General features: G+C 59.2%; 17 protein-coding genes. All 17 read right to left on the reverse strand.

Annotated features, from left to right (window positions below; all coding sequences use genetic code 11):
• Window positions 1-12: 12 nt before the first annotated feature.
• Window positions 13-2,241 (reverse strand): chemotaxis protein CheA, encoded by a 2,229-nt coding sequence (locus ACSQ17_RS02900; RefSeq protein WP_436067512.1) that lies wholly within the window; start codon window positions 2,239-2,241, stop codon window positions 13-15.
• Between the two features lie 12 nt (window positions 2,242-2,253).
• Window positions 2,254-3,042, reverse strand: coding sequence for a protein phosphatase CheZ (locus tag ACSQ17_RS02905; protein WP_436067513.1), 789 nt, complete (start codon window positions 3,040-3,042; stop codon window positions 2,254-2,256).
• 19 nt (window positions 3,043-3,061) lie between these two features.
• Complete coding sequence (locus tag ACSQ17_RS02910; RefSeq protein ID WP_177480012.1) at window positions 3,062-3,436, reverse strand: chemotaxis response regulator CheY; 375 nt, start codon at window positions 3,434-3,436, stop codon at window positions 3,062-3,064.
• A gap of 107 nt (window positions 3,437-3,543) precedes the next feature.
• A complete protein-coding gene (gene fliA, locus ACSQ17_RS02915) occupies window positions 3,544-4,290 on the reverse strand; it encodes an RNA polymerase sigma factor FliA (protein WP_233686161.1) in 747 nt (248 codons plus the stop codon).
• Entirely contained in the window at window positions 4,287-5,117 is an 831-nt protein-coding gene (gene fleN / locus ACSQ17_RS02920; RefSeq protein WP_233686162.1) for a flagellar synthesis regulator FleN, read from the reverse strand. The genes fliA and fleN overlap by 4 nt, the downstream gene beginning before the upstream one ends.
• A gap of 78 nt (window positions 5,118-5,195) precedes the next feature.
• The gene (flhF, locus tag ACSQ17_RS02925) at window positions 5,196-6,503 is read right to left on the reverse strand and encodes a flagellar biosynthesis protein FlhF (RefSeq protein WP_436067514.1); all 1,308 of its coding nucleotides are present in this window, start codon (window positions 6,501-6,503) and stop codon (window positions 5,196-5,198) included.
• Window positions 6,504-6,518: 15 nt separating this feature from the next.
• Window positions 6,519-8,642, reverse strand: a complete 2,124-nt coding sequence (gene flhA / locus ACSQ17_RS02930) for a flagellar biosynthesis protein FlhA (RefSeq protein ID WP_436070419.1) — start codon at window positions 8,640-8,642, stop codon at window positions 6,519-6,521.
• Window positions 8,643-8,775: 133 nt separating this feature from the next.
• Entirely contained in the window at window positions 8,776-9,912 is a 1,137-nt protein-coding gene (gene flhB / locus ACSQ17_RS02935) for a flagellar biosynthesis protein FlhB (RefSeq protein WP_436067515.1), read from the reverse strand.
• Window positions 9,912-10,688, reverse strand: coding sequence for a flagellar biosynthetic protein FliR (fliR, locus tag ACSQ17_RS02940; protein ID WP_436067516.1), 777 nt, complete (start codon window positions 10,686-10,688; stop codon window positions 9,912-9,914). The genes flhB and fliR overlap by 1 nt, the downstream gene beginning before the upstream one ends.
• 1 nt (window position 10,689) lies before the next feature.
• Complete coding sequence (gene fliQ / locus ACSQ17_RS02945) at window positions 10,690-10,959, reverse strand: flagellar biosynthesis protein FliQ (protein WP_233686166.1); 270 nt, start codon at window positions 10,957-10,959, stop codon at window positions 10,690-10,692.
• A gap of 2 nt (window positions 10,960-10,961) precedes the next feature.
• Window positions 10,962-11,747 (reverse strand): flagellar type III secretion system pore protein FliP, encoded by a 786-nt coding sequence (gene fliP, locus ACSQ17_RS02950; protein ID WP_233686167.1) that lies wholly within the window; start codon window positions 11,745-11,747, stop codon window positions 10,962-10,964.
• On the reverse strand, window positions 11,747-12,178 hold the full coding sequence (gene fliO, locus ACSQ17_RS02955) for a flagellar biosynthetic protein FliO (RefSeq protein ID WP_436067517.1): 432 nt from the start codon (window positions 12,176-12,178) through the stop codon (window positions 11,747-11,749). Before fliO ends, fliP begins: the two co-directional genes overlap by 1 nt.
• Before the next feature lie 2 nt (window positions 12,179-12,180).
• Window positions 12,181-12,651: a flagellar motor switch protein FliN gene (gene fliN, locus ACSQ17_RS02960; RefSeq protein ID WP_436067518.1), complete on the reverse strand. Its 471-nt coding sequence runs from the start codon at window positions 12,649-12,651 to the stop codon at window positions 12,181-12,183.
• A gap of 37 nt (window positions 12,652-12,688) precedes the next feature.
• Complete coding sequence (gene fliM, locus ACSQ17_RS02965; protein ID WP_108490484.1) at window positions 12,689-13,660, reverse strand: flagellar motor switch protein FliM; 972 nt, start codon at window positions 13,658-13,660, stop codon at window positions 12,689-12,691.
• A 13-nt stretch (window positions 13,661-13,673) separates the two neighbouring features.
• Window positions 13,674-14,204, reverse strand: coding sequence for a flagellar basal body-associated protein FliL (gene fliL, locus ACSQ17_RS02970; RefSeq protein WP_436067519.1), 531 nt, complete (start codon window positions 14,202-14,204; stop codon window positions 13,674-13,676).
• 232 nt (window positions 14,205-14,436) lie between these two features.
• Window positions 14,437-15,684 carry a flagellar hook-length control protein FliK gene (locus ACSQ17_RS02975; RefSeq protein WP_436067520.1) on the reverse strand — a complete coding sequence of 416 codons (1,248 nt, stop codon included), beginning with the start codon at window positions 15,682-15,684 and terminating at the stop codon, window positions 14,437-14,439.
• A 116-nt stretch (window positions 15,685-15,800) separates the two neighbouring features.
• A complete protein-coding gene (locus tag ACSQ17_RS02980; RefSeq protein ID WP_233686172.1) occupies window positions 15,801-16,154 on the reverse strand; it encodes an Hpt domain-containing protein in 354 nt (117 codons plus the stop codon).
• Window positions 16,155-16,160 lie beyond the last annotated feature (6 nt).

The raw sequence follows: 16,160 nt of genomic DNA on the forward strand, positions 1-16,160 counted from the left end.
CATCGCTAACAATCACATACGCCGTGCGTAACGTTTGAGCATGCTCGGCACGTCAAGAATCAGGGCGATGCGACCATCACCGGTAATGGTCGCACCGGACATGCCTGGAGTGCCCTGCAGCATTTTGCCCAGCGGTTTGATGACCACTTCCTCCTGACCGACCAGTTGATCGACCACGAAGCCGATACGCTGGCTGCCAACGGTAAGGATCACCACATGCCCCTCGCCTTGCTCAACATGCGCCGCACTGCCGATCAGCCAGCGTTTGAGATAGAACAACGGTAAGGCCTTGTCGCGCACGATCACTACTTCCTGGCCGTCGACGACATTGGTACGCGACAGGTCGAGGTGGAAGATCTCGTTGACGTTGACCAACGGGAAGGCAAACGCCTGATTGGCCAGCATCACCATCAGCGTCGGCATGATGGCCAGGGTCAACGGCACTTTGATGACGATTTTCGAGCCTTGGCCCTTGGTCGAAAACACATTGACCGTACCATTGAGCTGGGAAATCTTGGTTTTCACCACGTCCATACCTACACCACGGCCGGACACGTCGGAAATCTCGGTCTTGGTCGAGAAACCTGGGGCAAAAATCAGGTTGTAGCATTCGAATTCGTTGAGGCGATCTGCCGCGTCCTTGTCCAGCAGGCCTTTCTCCACAGCCTTGGCACGCAGCACATCGGCATCCATTCCTTTGCCGTCATCGGAAATCGACAGCAGGATATGGTCACCCTCCTGCTCGGCAGACAGCACCACCTTACCGCCACGGGCTTTACCGGCAGCCTCACGCTCTTCTGGGGTTTCAATGCCGTGGTCGACGGCGTTGCGCACCAAGTGCACCAACGGATCGGCCAGTGCTTCAACCAGGTTTTTGTCGAGATCGGTTTCTTCACCGACCAGTTCCAGGTTGATTTCTTTCTTCAGGTTGCGCGCGAGGTCACGCACCAGGCGTGGGAAGCGGCCGAATACCTTTTTGATCGGCTGCATACGGGTTTTCATCACGGCGGTCTGCAGATCCGCCGTGACCACGTCCAGGTTGGATACCGCTTTGGACATGGCCTCATCGGCACTGCTGGCACCCAGGCGTACCAGGCGGTTACGCACCAGCACCAGCTCACCCACCATGTTCATGATTTCATCCAGCCGCGCGGTATCGACCCGCACAGTGGTTTCCGCCTCACTGGGCGGTGCAGCTTTGTCCGCTACCGGAGCCGCAGCAGCGGCAGGTACCTTGGCCGGTTCGACCTTGGCAGCGGGCTTGGGCGCAGGTTTGGCAACCGCCTTAGCCGGCTCTGCCGGTTTAGCCGCAGGCGTTGGCGCGGCCGGCTTGATGGCCTCGGGCTCAACAAACTTGCCTTTGCCATGCAACTGATCCAGCAGAGCCTCGAACTCATCATCGGTGATGTCATCACCCGCCGCCTCGGCAACAGGCTCAACCTTGGCGGCAGGAGCGGCTGCAACCGGAGGCGGCACGAACTGCCCTTTGCCGTGCAACTGATCCAGCAAGGACTCGAATTCATCATCAGTAATTTCGTCGCTGCTGCTGGCCGCCGCCGGGGCTGCCGGTGCAGCTGACACAACCGGTGCAGCGCTCACATCGGCTACAAACTGGCCTTTACCGTGCAACTGATCCAGCAACGACTCGAACTCGTCGTCGGTAATCTCGTCACTGCTGGCCGCAACAGCCACCGGGGCTGGCGTTTCATCCAGAGCGCCGAGCAGTTGTTCAAATTCGCTGTCGGTAATATCCCCTGCTGGGGCTTGGGCAACTGCCGGTTCGGGTTCCGGCTCCGGTTCGGGTTCAGGTTCGGCTGCCGGCGCTTCAGCCTGCATCAACTCATCAGCACTGGCTGGCTCAGCCAGACGAGCCAATGCTGCCAGCAATTCAGGCGTCGCTGGGGTCAGGTCAGTTCGCTCGCGGACTTCACTGAACATACTGTTGACGGCATCCAGTGCTTCTAGCACCACATCCATCAATGCGGAGTCGACGCGCCGCTCACCCTTGCGCAGGATGTCGAAGACGTTTTCTGCGATATGGCAGCATTCCACCAGCTCATTGAGCTGGAGAAAACCGGCACCACCTTTAACGGTATGGAAACCGCGAAAAATAGCGTTGAGCAGATTCATGTCGTCCGGGCGGCTTTCAAGCTCCACCAACTGCTCGGACAGTAATTCAAGAATCTCGCCGGCCTCTACCAGGAAGTCCTGGAGGATTTCTTCATCGGCGCCGAAGCTCATATAGACGTGCTCCTAAAATCCCAGGCTGGAAAGCAGGTCGTCGACATCATCCTGATTCGATGCGACGTCTTCACGCTTATCGGCATGAATCTGCGGACCTTCACCACGGGAAGGCTCTTTTTGTTTTTCTTGTTCGGCACGGAGCAACTCATGGTTGTGTTCAATGCCGGCAAACTGGTCCACCTGGCTGGCCATCAGCACCAGTTTCAGCAGGTTGCTCTCAACTTCGGTGACCAACTGCGTGACACGCTTGATCACCTGCCCGGTCAGATCCTGGAAGTCCTGAGCCAGCAGAATGTCGTTGAGGTGAGCAGATAACTTGGCCCCATCGCGCTCGCTACGAGCAAGGAACAGTTCGACGCGCTTGGCCAGTTCACGAAAGCCGTCAGCGCTCATTTCGCGGCGCATGAAACGGCCCCAATCAGCACTCAGGCTCTGAGCCTCGTCGCTGAGATCATTGACCAGCGGCGCACTCTGCTCGACCAGATCCATGGTGCGATTGGCCGCTTTCTCGGTCATGGTCACAACATAGTTGAGCCGCTCGGTGGCATCGGTGATTTGCGACACTTCGGTAGCGTGTGGCACACGCGGGTCAAGCTGAAAATTGACGATAGCGTTATGCAACTCACGGGTCAGCTTGCCAACCTCGTGATAGAGGCCGCGATCACGCGCCTTGTTGAGTTCATGAATCAGCTGTACCGCTTCACCAAAATTGCCCTGTTCCAGGCTGTCGACCAATTGGCGAGCGTTGTGTTTCAGGGTCGACTCAAGGTCGCCTTGAACGGAATCTTTATGCTCCATAGCACCCTCATGGCAGACATCAGCCGTTGACCCGCTCGAAGATCTTCTCAATCTTCTCTTTCAGCACCTGGGCAGTGAACGGCTTGACCACATAGCCGTTAACCCCAGCCTGAGCTGCTTCGATGATCTGATCGCGCTTGGCCTCGGCCGTTACCATCAGCACCGGCAGGGTTTTCAGACGATCATCCGCGCGTACGGCGCGCAGCAGGTCAATCCCGGTCATGCCGGGCATGTTCCAGTCCGTTACCAGAAAATCGAAACTGCCGCTTTGCAGCATCGGCAAGGCCGTGGTGCCGTCATCGGCCTCGGCGGTGTTGGTGAACCCCAAGTCACGCAGGAGGTTCTTGATGATCCGTCGCATCGTTGAAAAGTCATCAACGATGAGGATTTTCATGTTCTTGTCCAAGTCGACCTCCGTACAGTCCCAAACGCACCCAGCAACCTGTGTACGCCTTTAATCGTGAAACCGGCCCAGATATCAGCGAGTGCCGCAACCGCCACTCAGTGTGCGCGCCACTCGCCCAAACGGGCGCGTAAACGGGCGGCACACTGACTGTGTAGTTGGCTTACGCGTGATTCGCTAACCCCCAGTACTTCGCCGATCTCCTTAAGATTTAATTCTTCATCGTAATATAGCGCTAACACCAGGCGCTCGCGCTCCGGCAGGTTGGCGATGGCATCGGCCAAGGCTGCCTGAAAGCGTTCATCTTCCAGATCACGAGAAGGTTCGAGGTGGTTGCTGCCAGCGTCTTCACCCAGCCCACCATGCTCGCCGTCCTGCAACAGGTCGTCGAAGCTGAACAGGCGGCTGCCTAAAGTGTCGCCAAGAATGCCGTAGTAATCCTCGAGACTCAATTGGAGTTCGGCCGCAACCTCTTGATCTTTAGCATCTCGGCCCGTTCTGGCCTCAATTACTCGAATGGCATCACTGACCATGCGGCTGTTGCGGTGCACGGAACGGGGGGCCCAGTCGCCTTTACGTACCTCGTCGAGCATGGAGCCACGAATGCGAATGCCAGCGAACGTCTCGAAACTGGCACCTTTGCTGGAATCGTATTTTTTTGACGCTTCGAGCAGGCCGATCATCCCGGCCTGGATCAGGTCGTCGACCTGCACATTGGCAGGCAGACGCGCCAACAGGTGATAGGCAATGCGTTTGACCAGAGGCGCATAGCGCTCGATCAACTGGTGCTGGGAGTCCTGCGCCTGTGCCTTGCTATACATACGAAGTCCAGAGGCTGCTGTCATATGGCCGTGTCCGCGATCGGTTGGTGCACCAGACGCTCAACGAAAAATTCCAGGTGACCGCGCGGATTGGCCGGTAACGGCCAGGCGTCGACTTTCTGGGCTATCGCCTTGAACGCCAACGCGCACTTCGAACGCGGGAAGGCTTCGTAAACCGCGCGCTGCTTTTGCACGGCCTTGCGCACTGACTCGTCATACGGCACCGCACCTACGTATTGCAGGGCAACGTCAAGAAAACGATCAGTCACTTTAGTCAGCTTAGCAAAGAGGTTGCGGCCTTCCTGCGGGCTGTGGGCCATATTGGCCAGGACGCGAAAACGGTTCATGCCGTGGTCACGGTTGAGCAGTTTGATTAGCGCATAAGCGTCAGTGATTGAGGTCGGCTCGTCGCAGACCACCACCAGCACTTCCTGGGCCGCGCGTACAAAGCTGACCACGCCATCACCAATACCTGCTGCCGTGTCGATGATCAACACGTCGAGGTTATCACTAATATCGCTGAACGCCTGGATCAACCCGGCATGCTGCATCGGTGACAGCTGCACCATGCTCTGAATGCCCGAAGCCGCCGGCACGATGCGGATGCCGCCCGGCCCCTGCAGCAGCACATCGCGCAGCTCACATTCGCCACTGATAACGTCTTCCAGGGTGCGTTTGGCACTCAAACCAAGCAGCACATCGACGTTGGCCAAGCCCAGGTCGGCGTCCATCAGCATCACCCGGCGGCCGAGATCAGCCAGGGCCAATGCCAGGTTCACCGAGACGTTGGTCTTACCGACGCCACCTTTGCCGCCGGTCACCGCAATCACCTGTACGGGATGCATACCCATATTTTCTACACACCTTGTCTAACTTCGACTGGAGCCACTCGGCCGGCTACGCGCGGTTCAATTGCAACAGCCTGGCGCTTAACTGACACGCCGTGCGGGCTGCTGATAAAGGCCGGCAAACATCTCCGCCATCGTATCCTCGCTTGGATCTTGGGTCGCCTGCAGCCCCACGGCCCGGCTGACCAACTGATGACTGCGCGGTACCTGCAGATCATCGGGAATTCGTGGCCCATCGGCGAGATAGGCTACCGGTAGACGCTGGCTAATAGCCAGCCCTAAAACCTCACCCAGGCTGGTGGCTTCATCCGCCTTGGTGACAATACAACCTGCCAGACCACAGCGCTTATAACTATGGTAGGCGGCTTTCAGCACTTGGCCCTGACTGGTAGCGGCCATTACCAGATAATTTTTTGCATTGACGCCACGGCTGGCCAGCGTTTCCAGCTGCATACGCAGCGCTGGATCGTTAGCGGGCAGGCCGGCGGTGTCAATCAGCACCACACGCTTGCGCGCCAGCGGGGCCAGGGCTTGGGTCAGGGACTGGCCAGGATCGACCAGGGTTACCGGGACATTGAGAATACGCCCGAGGGTCTTGAGTTGCTCTTGAGCGCCAATGCGATAGCTGTCCAGGCTGACCAAGGCGATGTGCTGTGCGCCGTATTTGAGGACATAACGCGCAGCCAGCTTGGCCAGGGTGGTGGTCTTGCCCATACCGGCCGGACCAACCAGGGCGATCACCCCGCCTTCGTCCATCGGCTCCTGCTTCGGCGTTTTGATCGCATGCGCCAGGTGCGCTAGCAGCATGCGCCAGGCCTGACGCGGCTCGGCCACGTTGGCCACGCGCTCCAGCAAGGCTTTCGACAGTTCAGCCGACAACCCCATGCGCTGCAGACGACGCCACAGGTTGGCCTGCTGCGGACGGCGGTTCTGTAGCTGCCCCCAGGCAATCGAGCCCAGTTGCACTTCGATCAGCTCGCGCAGGCCGTGCAGCTCGAAACGCATGGCATCCAGCGCCCGCTGATCAGTGGCGGCGGCAACGGCAGGAGCATGCTGGGATTTGCGCATCACCGCAGCCAGACTGTCGGCCGGCAGATCCAGCTCTGCGCCAAACAGTTGGCGATCCTTGCCGGCATCCACCTTGGCGCGGGTAGTCAGTTCGGCCTGGGCCGTGGCGATTTTCGCCTGGGTCTTGCGCAGCTCGGCTTCCAGCGCCGGGTTGGGCTGGCGGGCCGGCGCGGCAGGTGCCTGATAATCCAGCGCGGCGGTCAGTTCGACACCGCCGGCGACCCGACGATTGCCAATGATCGAGGCATCGGCACCCAGCTCATCACGCACCAGCTTCATGGCGGTACGCATATCGGCGGCGAAAAAGCGTTTGACCTGCATGGCCTGTAACCTCGGTTAGTTCTGCCCCACCGTCGCAACGATGGTGACCTGCTTGTTATCCGGAATTTCCTGGTATGCCAGTACATGGATACTCGGAACCGCCAGCCGCGCGAATCGCGAGAGCATCGCCCGGACCGGACCGGCCACCAGCAGAATCACTGGCTTGCCGAGCATTTCCTGGCGCTGCGCCGCTTCCACCAGGGAACGCTGCAGCTTCTCGGCCATGCCAGGCTCCAGGAGGATGCCCTCCTCGGAGCCTTGACCGGCCTTCTGAATACTGTTGAGCAATATCTGTTCCAACCTTGGTTCAAGGGTGATCACAGGCAGCTCCAGCTCTAGTCCCACAATGCTTTGCACGATTGCGCGGGCCAACGACACGCGCACGGCGGCGACCATCGCGGCGGGATCTTGACTCTTCACCGCCACGTTGGCGATGGCCTCGGCGATGGTGCGGATGTCGCGCACCGGTACCTGCTCCTGCAACAGGGCTTGCAGCACCTTGAGCAGGGTCGACAAGGAAATCATTCCCGGCACCAGCTCCTCGGCCAGCTTGGGCGAGGTCTTGGCCAACAACTGCATCAGTTGCTGCACTTCCTCGTGCCCAAGCAGCTCGTGGGCGTGCTTATGCAGCACCTGATTGAGGTGGGTGGCAACCACCGTGCTGGCGTCCACCACGGTGTAACCCAGTGACTGCGCCTGATCACGCTGGCTGGGGTCGATCCATACCGCCTCCAGGCCGAATGCCGGATCCTTGGCGGCGATGCCATTCAATGGGCCGAAGACCTGGCCTGGGTTGATCGCCAGCTCGCGATCCGGGTAGACCTCGGCTTCGGCCACGCTGACGCCCATCAGCGTCAGACGGTAGGCATTGGGCTGCAGGTCGAGGTTGTCGCGGATATGCACCGAGGGCATAAGAAAGCCCATTTCCTGGGAGAGCTTCTTGCGCACGCCCTTGATCCGCGCCAGCAACTGACCGCCTTGGTTACGGTCCACCAGCGGAATCAATCGATAACCCACTTCCAGGCCGACCATATCCACCGGGGTGACGTCATCCCAACCCAGCTCCTTGACCTCCTGCGCTTTTTGCGCCGGCAGCAGCTCCTGTTGACGCTGCACTTCCTTGATTTCGTTTTCCTTAACCGTACGCTGCTTGTTGGCAATCCAGTACGCAGCGCCCGCTGCCACCAGCCCCAGGCTGATAAAAGAGAAATGCGGCATGCCGGGCACCAGGCCCATGGCGATCATCACCGCCGCCGTGACCGCCAGCGCCCGGGGCGAGGCGAACATCTGCCGGTTGACCTGGGCGCCCATGTCTTCCGAGCTGGAAACGCGGGTGACCATGATCGCCGCCGCCGTCGACAGCAGCAGCGAGGGAATCTGCGCCACCAGGCCGTCACCGATGGTCAGCAAGGTGTAGATGCGGCCGGCGTCAGCAAAGCTCAGGTCATGCTGGAGGATGCCGATGGCCATGCCACCGATCAGGTTGATGAACAGAATCAGCAGGCCGGCAATCGCATCACCGCGAACAAACTTGCTGGCACCGTCCATGGAGCCGTAGAAATCCGCCTCCTGGGACACCTCACTGCGGCGCTTCTTGGCTTCGGCCTGATCGATCAAGCCGGCATTCAAATCGGCGTCGATGGCCATCTGCTTACCCGGCATCGCATCCAGGGTAAAACGAGCGCTGACCTCGGAGATGCGTCCAGCACCCTTGGTCACCACCACGAAGTTGATGATCATCAAGATGGCGAACACCACGATACCAACCACGTAGTTGCCGCCGATCACCACCTCACCGAAGGCCTGGATCACCTTACCGGCGGCGTCATGGCCATCCTGACCGTGCAGCAGCACCACCCGGGTGGAGGCCACGTTAAGGGCCAGACGCAACAGCGTCGCGGCTAGCAAAATGGTCGGGAAAACAGCGAAGTCCAGCGGACGCAGCGCATAGATCGCCACCAGCAGAACGACGATGGACAGGGCAATACTGAAGGTGAACAGCACATCGAGGAGGAACGGCGGAATCGGCAGCATGACCATGCCGAGCATGACCAGCAGCAACAGCGGAATGCCCAGATTGCCGTGCCGCAACCCCGACAGGTTGCTGCGCACATCACCGATCATTTGTGAGCGATCTATTGCCACATCCCTACCCCAGCCAATTCAATCTTTTGACGCTGAACGCGCCTTTGGGGAGGGTTTTGCAAGAAGCTGTCCAACTTTGCCAGGCTGCAGCAAAAGCTGCCCACACGGGCTGCAACAGCTGATGAAATTACTCGTCGCGGCGTAAATCCGGCGGGATCGGCAGATCCGGTAACGGCGCCGGGCGCTTGCCCTTGCCGGCCTGGTACTGGCGCAGCTGGTAGACGTAGGCGAGCACCTGAGCGATGGCCAGATACAGGCCAGCCGGGATTTCCTGATCCAGCTCGGTGGAATAGAACACGGCACGCGCCAGGGCTGGTGATTCCAGCACCATGACCTTGTGCTCATTGGCGATTTCGCGAATTTTCAAAGCGGTGAAATCGCCGCCCTTGGCCAGCAAGACCGGCGCACTGCCCTTGGCCGGATCATATTTCAGGGCCACGGCAAAGTGCGTCGGGTTGGTGATCACCACATCGGCATCCGGAACCGCCTGCATCATGCGCCGCTCGGCCATCTCGCGCTGCAACTGACGAATACGCTGTTTGACCTCGGGCTTGCCCTCGCTGTCCTTGTATTCGTCGCGCACTTCCTGCTTGGTCATCATCAGCTTCTGCTTGCTGCTCCAGAGCTGGAACGGCACATCCACGGCAGCGATCAGAATCAACCCGCAAGACATCCACAAGGCACTCCAGCCCACCACCTTGGCCGAGTGCAGAATCGCCGCTTCAATCGGCTCATGAACAATCGCCAGTAGGTCGTCCTGCCAGGCCGATAACACCGCAATGCCCACCAGCAGAATCAAGGTAAATTTGGCCAAGGCCTTGAGCAACTCCACCAGCGCATCAGTGGAGAACATGCGCTTGAGCCCCGCCAATGGATTCATGCGGCTGAACTTCGGCGCCATCGCCTCGGCCGAAAACAGCCAGCCACCGAGGGAAATAGGCCCGACAATCGACACGATCAACAGCAGCACAAACAGCGGAAACAAAGCTTCCAGAGCAATCTGCCCGGACGCGGCGAGCCACAGCGCCATGCTGCGCTCGTCCATGATCACCTCGCGCGACAGGGAGAAATTGCCACGCATGATATTCAGCATGGCATTGCCCATGCTGCCGCCGAAAGCCAGCAGGCCGCCAAAACCACCGAGGGTCACGGCCAGGGTATTGAGCTCTTTGGAGCGGGCAATCTGGCCCTTCTCACGGGATTCGCGCAGGCGTTTCTCCGTGGGTTCCTCGCTTTTATCGGCACCACTTTCCGATTCGGCCATCAGCTCGCCCCTGCCATTTCACGCAAGAACTGCAAGGCCTCGGTGGCGAACACCTGGTACTGCGCGAGGATATCGGCCATGCCAATCCAGACGATCACCAACCCCAGCACCAGGGTCAACGGAAAGCCGATAGAGAAGATGTTCAACTGCGGTGCGGCACGGGTCATGACCCCAAATGCCAGGTTAACCACCAACAACGCGGTAATCGCCGGTAGCACCAGCAGCAGGGCCGCGCCCATCACCCAGCTCAGCTTGTTGGCAATTTCCCAGTAATTCTCCACCAGAAAACCGCTCCCCACCGGCAGGGTGAAGAAACTTTCGGTGAGCACCTCGAACACCACCAGATGGGCATTCATGGCGAGGAATAGCAAGGTCACCAGAATCATGAACACCTGCCCGATCACCGGCACCGAAATGCCGTTGGCCGGGTCGATCATGGAGGCAAAGCCAAGGCCCATCTGCATGGCAACAATTTGCCCGGCAATCACGAAAACCTGAAAAAACAGCTGCAGGACAAAGCCCAGCATCATGCCAATCAGAATTTCCTGAGCGATCCAGAGAAAGGCCTGCAGGTTGATCGCATCGATCACCGGCATCGGCGGCAGGGTCGGCATGATCACCAGGCAGATGGCCAGTGACAGATACAGACGCACCCGCGCCGACACCAGCTGGGTGCCGATGATTGGCATGAACATCAGCAGCGCAGCAATACGAAATAGTGGCAGCAGAAAACTGCCTACCCACGCGCCGATCTGCTCGTTGCTTAACTCGAGCATGTCAGCCGATCAGCAACGGAATGTTCATGATCAGGTTCTCGGTGTACTCCATCAGCTCGCGCACCAGCCAGGGTCCGGCGAAGATCAGCACCAGAAGAATCACCAGCAAGCGCGGCAGAAAGCTCAGGGTCTGTTCGTTGATCTGGGTTGCCGCCTGGAACATCGCCACCAGCAACCCGACCACCAGGCTCGGTACCACCAGGATGCCGACGATCATCGCAGTCAGCCACAAGGCTCCGCGTACCAGATCAACCGCCACTTCAGGGGTCATGGCTAAGTGCCTCCGAAACTGGCAGCCAGGGTGCCCATGATCAGCGCCCAGCCATCAATCAGTACAAACAGCATGATCTTGAACGGCAGCGAGATGATCAGCGGCGACAGCATCATCATACCCATCGCCATCAGAATACTGGCCACCACCATGTCGATGATCAGAAACGGGATAAAGATCATGAAACCGATCTGGAAGGCGGTTTTCAGCTCTGATGTGACGAAAGCCGGAATCAGAATGGTCAGCGGTGTGGCTTCCGGACTGACAATATCGGTGCGTTTGGACAAGCGCACAAACAGCTCCAGATCGCTCTCGCGAGTCTGCGCCAGCATGAAGTTCTTGATCGGCACTTCTGCCTTGAGGATCGCTTCCTGCGCCGGCAGTTGCTCGTTCAGGTAAGGCTGCAAGGCGTCGCGGTTAATCTGATCGAACACCGGCGCCATGATGAACATGGTCAGAAACAGCGCCAGGCCCACTAGGATCTGGTTGGACGGCGTTTGCTGCAGCCCCAGGGCCTGCCGCAGGATCGAGAAGACGATGATGATCCGGGTAAAGCTGGTCATCAGCATGACAAACGCTGGAATAAAGCTCAGCGCGGTCATGATCAGCAGGATCTGCAGGCTGACCGAATACTCCTGCTGACCACCGGCATCGGTGCTCAGGGTAATAGCCGGGATCGACAGTGGGTTACTGCCCGACTGAATCAAAGTACTGGCAGTTGGCGGATCAGCGGCGAACGCCAGCGAAGCCCCCAGGCTGAAAAACACAACCAGCAACAAACGCAGCATCAAGATTTGTCCTTTTGATCCTTGCCCAACAGCTCCATCAGGCGCTGGGCAAACTCGCCCGAGGCCGGCTCCGCATCGGGTAGATGCACAGGTTCCTTGAGTACATGCAGGGCACTGATGGTGCCGGGCGTCAGCCCCAACAACACCTGTTCGCCGCCCACCTGTACCAGTACCAGGCGATCCCGTGGGCCCAGCGGCTGAGTAGCCAAAACTTTGATCACCTGCCCGCCACGCGGCACGATCTGCTGCACCCGACGCATCAACCAGGCCAACAGGAAGATCAAGCCGATAACCAGCAGCAGCCCCAGCAGCAATTGCACCACCTGCCCACCCATACCACTGCTGGCCAACGGTGCAGCAGTCTGCGCAGCAGGCTCGGCGGCCCAGGCAACAACGGGTAGGAACAGGCCCAGCAACAGGGATTTATGCATGGTCAGCGCAGCTTCTTGATGCGTTCGCTGGGGCTTATCACGTCAGTCAGGCGGATGCCGAACTTTTCGTTCACCACCACCACTTCACCGTGCGCAATCAATGTGCCGTTGACCAGCACATCCAGCGGTTCACCTGCCAGGCGATCCAGCTCGATCACCGAACCCTGATTGAGCTGCAGCAGGTTGCGGATGGTGATATCGGTATTGCCCACTTCCATGGAAATCGACACCGGAATATCCAGAATCACATCCAGGTTCGGACCGTCCAGATTCACCGGCAGGTTGACCTTGGGTGTGCTGTTGAACTCCTCCATCGGCGCACGTGGAGCCGCTGGTACCGGGTCGCTGGCGGCCAGCATGGCATCGATATCATCCTGGCCGGCGTCACCCGCTTCGGACAATGCCGCCGCCCACTCATCGGCAAGCGCCTGTTCCTCGGGGGAAGTGGCTTCGTTTTCGTTTTCGTCTGCCATCGTTTTTCCTCGGCTGGCGTTGAATGGGGTTTAACGGTTAGCGCTGGCGCTCGATCGGTTCAAGCACCTGCAAAGCCAGGTTGCCTTTGTGTGCACCCAGCTTGACCTTGAACGCCGGCACGCCATTGGCACACAGCACCACGTTTTCCGGCAGTTCCACCGGAATCACGTCACCGGGCTGCATATGCAGAATGTCGCGCAGCTTGAGCTGACGACGGGCGACAGTTGCCCCCAGCGGCACGCTGACGCCAAGAATGTCTTCACGCAGGGCCTTGATCCAGCGTTCATCCTGATCATCGACATCGGACTGAAAGCCGGCGTCGAGCATCTCGCGGATCGGCTCAATCATCGAATAAGGCATGGTGATATGCAGGTCGCCACCACCGCCATCAAGTTCGATGTGGAAAGTCGAGACCACGATCACTTCGCTGGGGCTGACGATGTTGGCCAGGGCCGGGTTCACTTCCGAGTTGACGTACTCGAAGTTGATATCCATCACCGCATGCCAGGCTTCCTTGAGGTCGATAAACGCCTGATCCAGCACCATGCGTACCACGCGCAGTTCGGTTGGGGTGAACTCACGGCCTTCAATCTTGGCGTGACGGCCATCCCCGCCGAAGAAGTTGTCCACCAGTTTGAACACCAGCTTGGCATCCAGGATGAACAGCCCGGTACCACGCAGCGGCTTCATCTTCACCAGGTTGAGGCTGGTCGGCACGTACAGCGAATGCACGTATTCGCCGAACTTCATCACCTGCACGCCCCCCACCGCGACATCGGCAGAGCGGCGCAGCAGGTTGAACATGCTGATGCGGGTGTAACGGGCGAACCGCTCGTTGATCATTTCCAGCGTCGGCATGCGCCCACGGACAATGCGGTCCTGGCTGGTCAGGTCATATTGCTTGACGCTTCCCGGTTCGGCTTCGTCCTCGGTTTCCACCAAGCCGTCATCGACGCCATGCAGCAGGGCATCGATTTCATCCTGGGAAAGCAGGTCTTGCACAGCCATATACGGCTCCTGATTACTGCAACACGAGGTTGGTGAACAACACTTGCTCGACCGTGACTTTACCGGTCTCCTTCTGTGCCAGTTCCTGCACGCTGGCTGTTGCCTGCTGACGCAGCATTTCCTTGCCGACCGGGGTGATCAGCGAGGCAAAATCCTGGCTGGAAAACAGCATGACCAGACGATTGCGCAGCACCGGCATATGCACTTTGAGGGCATCCAGGGCGGCCTGATCACGGGTCATCAGGGCCACGCTGACCTGCATGTAACGGGCTCGCCCCTGATGATTGAAATTCACCACGAAAGCCGGAGCTAGCTCTTCATAGATCGCCGCCTGCTTGACCGGCACAGCCGGTTCGGCCTCCGCAGCTGCCTTGGCTTCCTCGGCAGCACCATCATTCTTTTTGCTCAGGAAGAACCAGGTTCCGCCAACGGAAAGGCCCACAGCCAGCAGCACAGCAATAACGATGATGATGATCAGCTTCATTTTGCCGGCTGGTTTCGCCTCGGCGCCCGCCGCTGCTGGTGCTGCTTCTTTCTTAGCCATGCCAATAATCCGTCGTTATTCGGAGTTTTATCCGTTTTCAAAGGGTTAAGAGCAAGTGTTATGCCAGTCTATCAACAAACCTGCTCAATCTCGGTGACCTGCCCCGTGGGGCAATACGGCCAAGGCACACGCCAGCAGCGGGCCCAAACAAAATCGCCCGGCTCCCACAATCGGGGAACCGGGCGAAATGCAGTTTAGATCAGTGAGCCTGGCAACTACAGCGGCAAGCGCTCTAGGCGTAATAATCCACCAGACCACGGGCACTGACTGTGCTTGCCCGAGCGGACTCAACGCCCCCCGGATGCAGTTCCTCATCAGCACCCAACAGCTCGCTGGAAGCGCCGCCACGACCACGCCCACCATCACCTTCCTGGCCTTGCCAGCCACGACTGAGCGATTGGTCAGAGACGTTGACGTCCAGCTGGTTCATGCCCTGCTGGGCAAACAGCTCACGCAGGCGATGCATCTGCGAATCCAGCGCCTCGCGCACCCCGGCATGGGGGCTGGCAAAGGTTACCTGGCTTTGCTCCTGATTGACGCTGATGCGCACTTCCAGACGCCCCAGCTCAGCAGGATCGAGTTGAATCTCGGCAGATTTGAGGTTCTGGCTGGACATCACCATGACCCGATCCACCACGGCTTCACTCCAGCCGCCCTGATGCATCGGCACAGGCTGCCCGACCACCACCGGCGCCCGAGCCGACAACGGTGTCTGTTGACCAATGGCCTGGCTCAGCGCATTGAGCTTGCTGACGAAGTTTTCCGGCGTGGTGTTTGCCGTGCCCTCTTTCAACGCCTCAAGGCCCTTGCCCGTCAGCGCCTCCAGTTGCAGTTCGGGGAGTTCTAGGGCATCGCCCTCTACCGGCACTTCATCCTGCACAACCTGACTGGCCAGCAAGCTCTGGCTGACACTTTGCGCCTGCGCCGAAGGTGTTGCCGCCTGGTCGGCCTGCAGCTTGTCCTTCGCCCCCATTTCCAGGGCCATACGCACGGCCGGCAACTGGTTGAGCGCGTCCAGTTCAGGATCAAAACTGGCGTCGGTCATACTCGCCGGACCGGAGCTGGTCAGGCTGGTCGTAGCCACGGGTAGCGTGTCACTGACGGTTGTCAGCTCTTCGCTGTCCTCGGGCGGCAACTCACCGGTAATGCCCAACAGCAACAGCGGATCAAGTACCGCACCCTCAACTGCCGGATCACTCGGCAAAGGCTTGCCGCTATCGGCAACCTCGCCCTGTCCGGCAGCGGCAACTGCCTGCGTATCTTCGTCTTTCTTTTCCGCTGGTTTGCTTTCGCGCGCAGGCTTGGCAGAGGCCTCGCTGCGCTCGGAAGCCTTGGCCTGACGCGCCTTAGCATACTCCTGAGAGAAGCTGGAAGCCTCATTCCTGCTGGGCTCTGCGGGTTTGGCCGGCGCTTTTGCTGCAGCAGCCCGGGTCTTAACTTCAGGGGCCGATTTGAGCAGCAGATCGGGGGCAACGGACATGGATACTCTCCGCTCTGGGTTGGTCGTACGGAGAGTTTTGCAAGGGGCGGGCCAACTTGTTGGCCACAGGATAGACAGCGGGGAAATGCAGCAGCTGCAGGCTCAGTGCAGCAAGACTAGTGCCGATAACGCTGGCGCTCGGACTTGAGCAGGATGCGGACGATGGCAAATTCCCGCTCGATCTGCTCGACCAGATCGGGCGCCAGCTCAAGCTGCTCACGCCGTCCGACTTCTTCCAGCTGTTTGCACAACCCCGCCAGCATCAGCGCGCCCATGTTGCTGCAACTGCCTTTGAAGCTGTGCGCGGACAACCGCAGGTTCTGCGCATCGGCAGCCTGCTCGGCTTGGCGCAGCACCAGCAGACGCTCTTCGGAGTCAGCCAGAAAAGTGTCCAGCAGCACCGGATACTCATCTTCCATGACATCCTGTAACGCCGCCAATACGGCACTATCAAGGTGAATATCGGACAACGGCTC

It is taken from the genome of Pseudomonas sp. LjRoot71 (assembly GCF_964253255.1).
In the GTDB taxonomy this organism is placed as follows: domain Bacteria; phylum Pseudomonadota; class Gammaproteobacteria; order Pseudomonadales; family Pseudomonadaceae; genus Aquipseudomonas.

Coding starts and splice junctions, on each gene's coding strand:
- ACSQ17_RS02900 (WP_436067512.1), bottom strand. CDS start 2,241: ATGAGCTTCGGCGCCGATGAAGAAATCCTCCAGGACTTCCTGGTAGAG.
- ACSQ17_RS02905 (WP_436067513.1), bottom strand. CDS start 3,042: ATGGAGCATAAAGATTCCGTTCAAGGCGACCTTGAGTCGACCCTGAAA.
- ACSQ17_RS02910 (WP_177480012.1), bottom strand. CDS start 3,436: ATGAAAATCCTCATCGTTGATGACTTTTCAACGATGCGACGGATCATC.
- fliA (WP_233686161.1), bottom strand. CDS start 4,290: ATGACAGCAGCCTCTGGACTTCGTATGTATAGCAAGGCACAGGCGCAG.
- fleN (WP_233686162.1), bottom strand. CDS start 5,117: ATGGGTATGCATCCCGTACAGGTGATTGCGGTGACCGGCGGCAAAGGT.
- flhF (WP_436067514.1), bottom strand. CDS start 6,503: ATGCAGGTCAAACGCTTTTTCGCCGCCGATATGCGTACCGCCATGAAG.
- flhB (WP_436067515.1), bottom strand. CDS start 9,912: ATGGCCGAATCGGAAAGTGGTGCCGATAAAAGCGAGGAACCCACGGAG.
- fliR (WP_436067516.1), bottom strand. CDS start 10,688: ATGCTCGAGTTAAGCAACGAGCAGATCGGCGCGTGGGTAGGCAGTTTT.
- fliQ (WP_233686166.1), bottom strand. CDS start 10,959: ATGACCCCTGAAGTGGCGGTTGATCTGGTACGCGGAGCCTTGTGGCTG.
- fliP (WP_233686167.1), bottom strand. CDS start 11,747: ATGCTGCGTTTGTTGCTGGTTGTGTTTTTCAGCCTGGGGGCTTCGCTG.
- fliO (WP_436067517.1), bottom strand. CDS start 12,178: ATGCATAAATCCCTGTTGCTGGGCCTGTTCCTACCCGTTGTTGCCTGG.
- fliN (WP_436067518.1), bottom strand. CDS start 12,651: ATGGCAGACGAAAACGAAAACGAAGCCACTTCCCCCGAGGAACAGGCG.
- fliM (WP_108490484.1), bottom strand. CDS start 13,660: ATGGCTGTGCAAGACCTGCTTTCCCAGGATGAAATCGATGCCCTGCTG.
- fliL (WP_436067519.1), bottom strand. CDS start 14,204: ATGGCTAAGAAAGAAGCAGCACCAGCAGCGGCGGGCGCCGAGGCGAAA.
- ACSQ17_RS02975 (WP_436067520.1), bottom strand. CDS start 15,684: ATGTCCGTTGCCCCCGATCTGCTGCTCAAATCGGCCCCTGAAGTTAAG.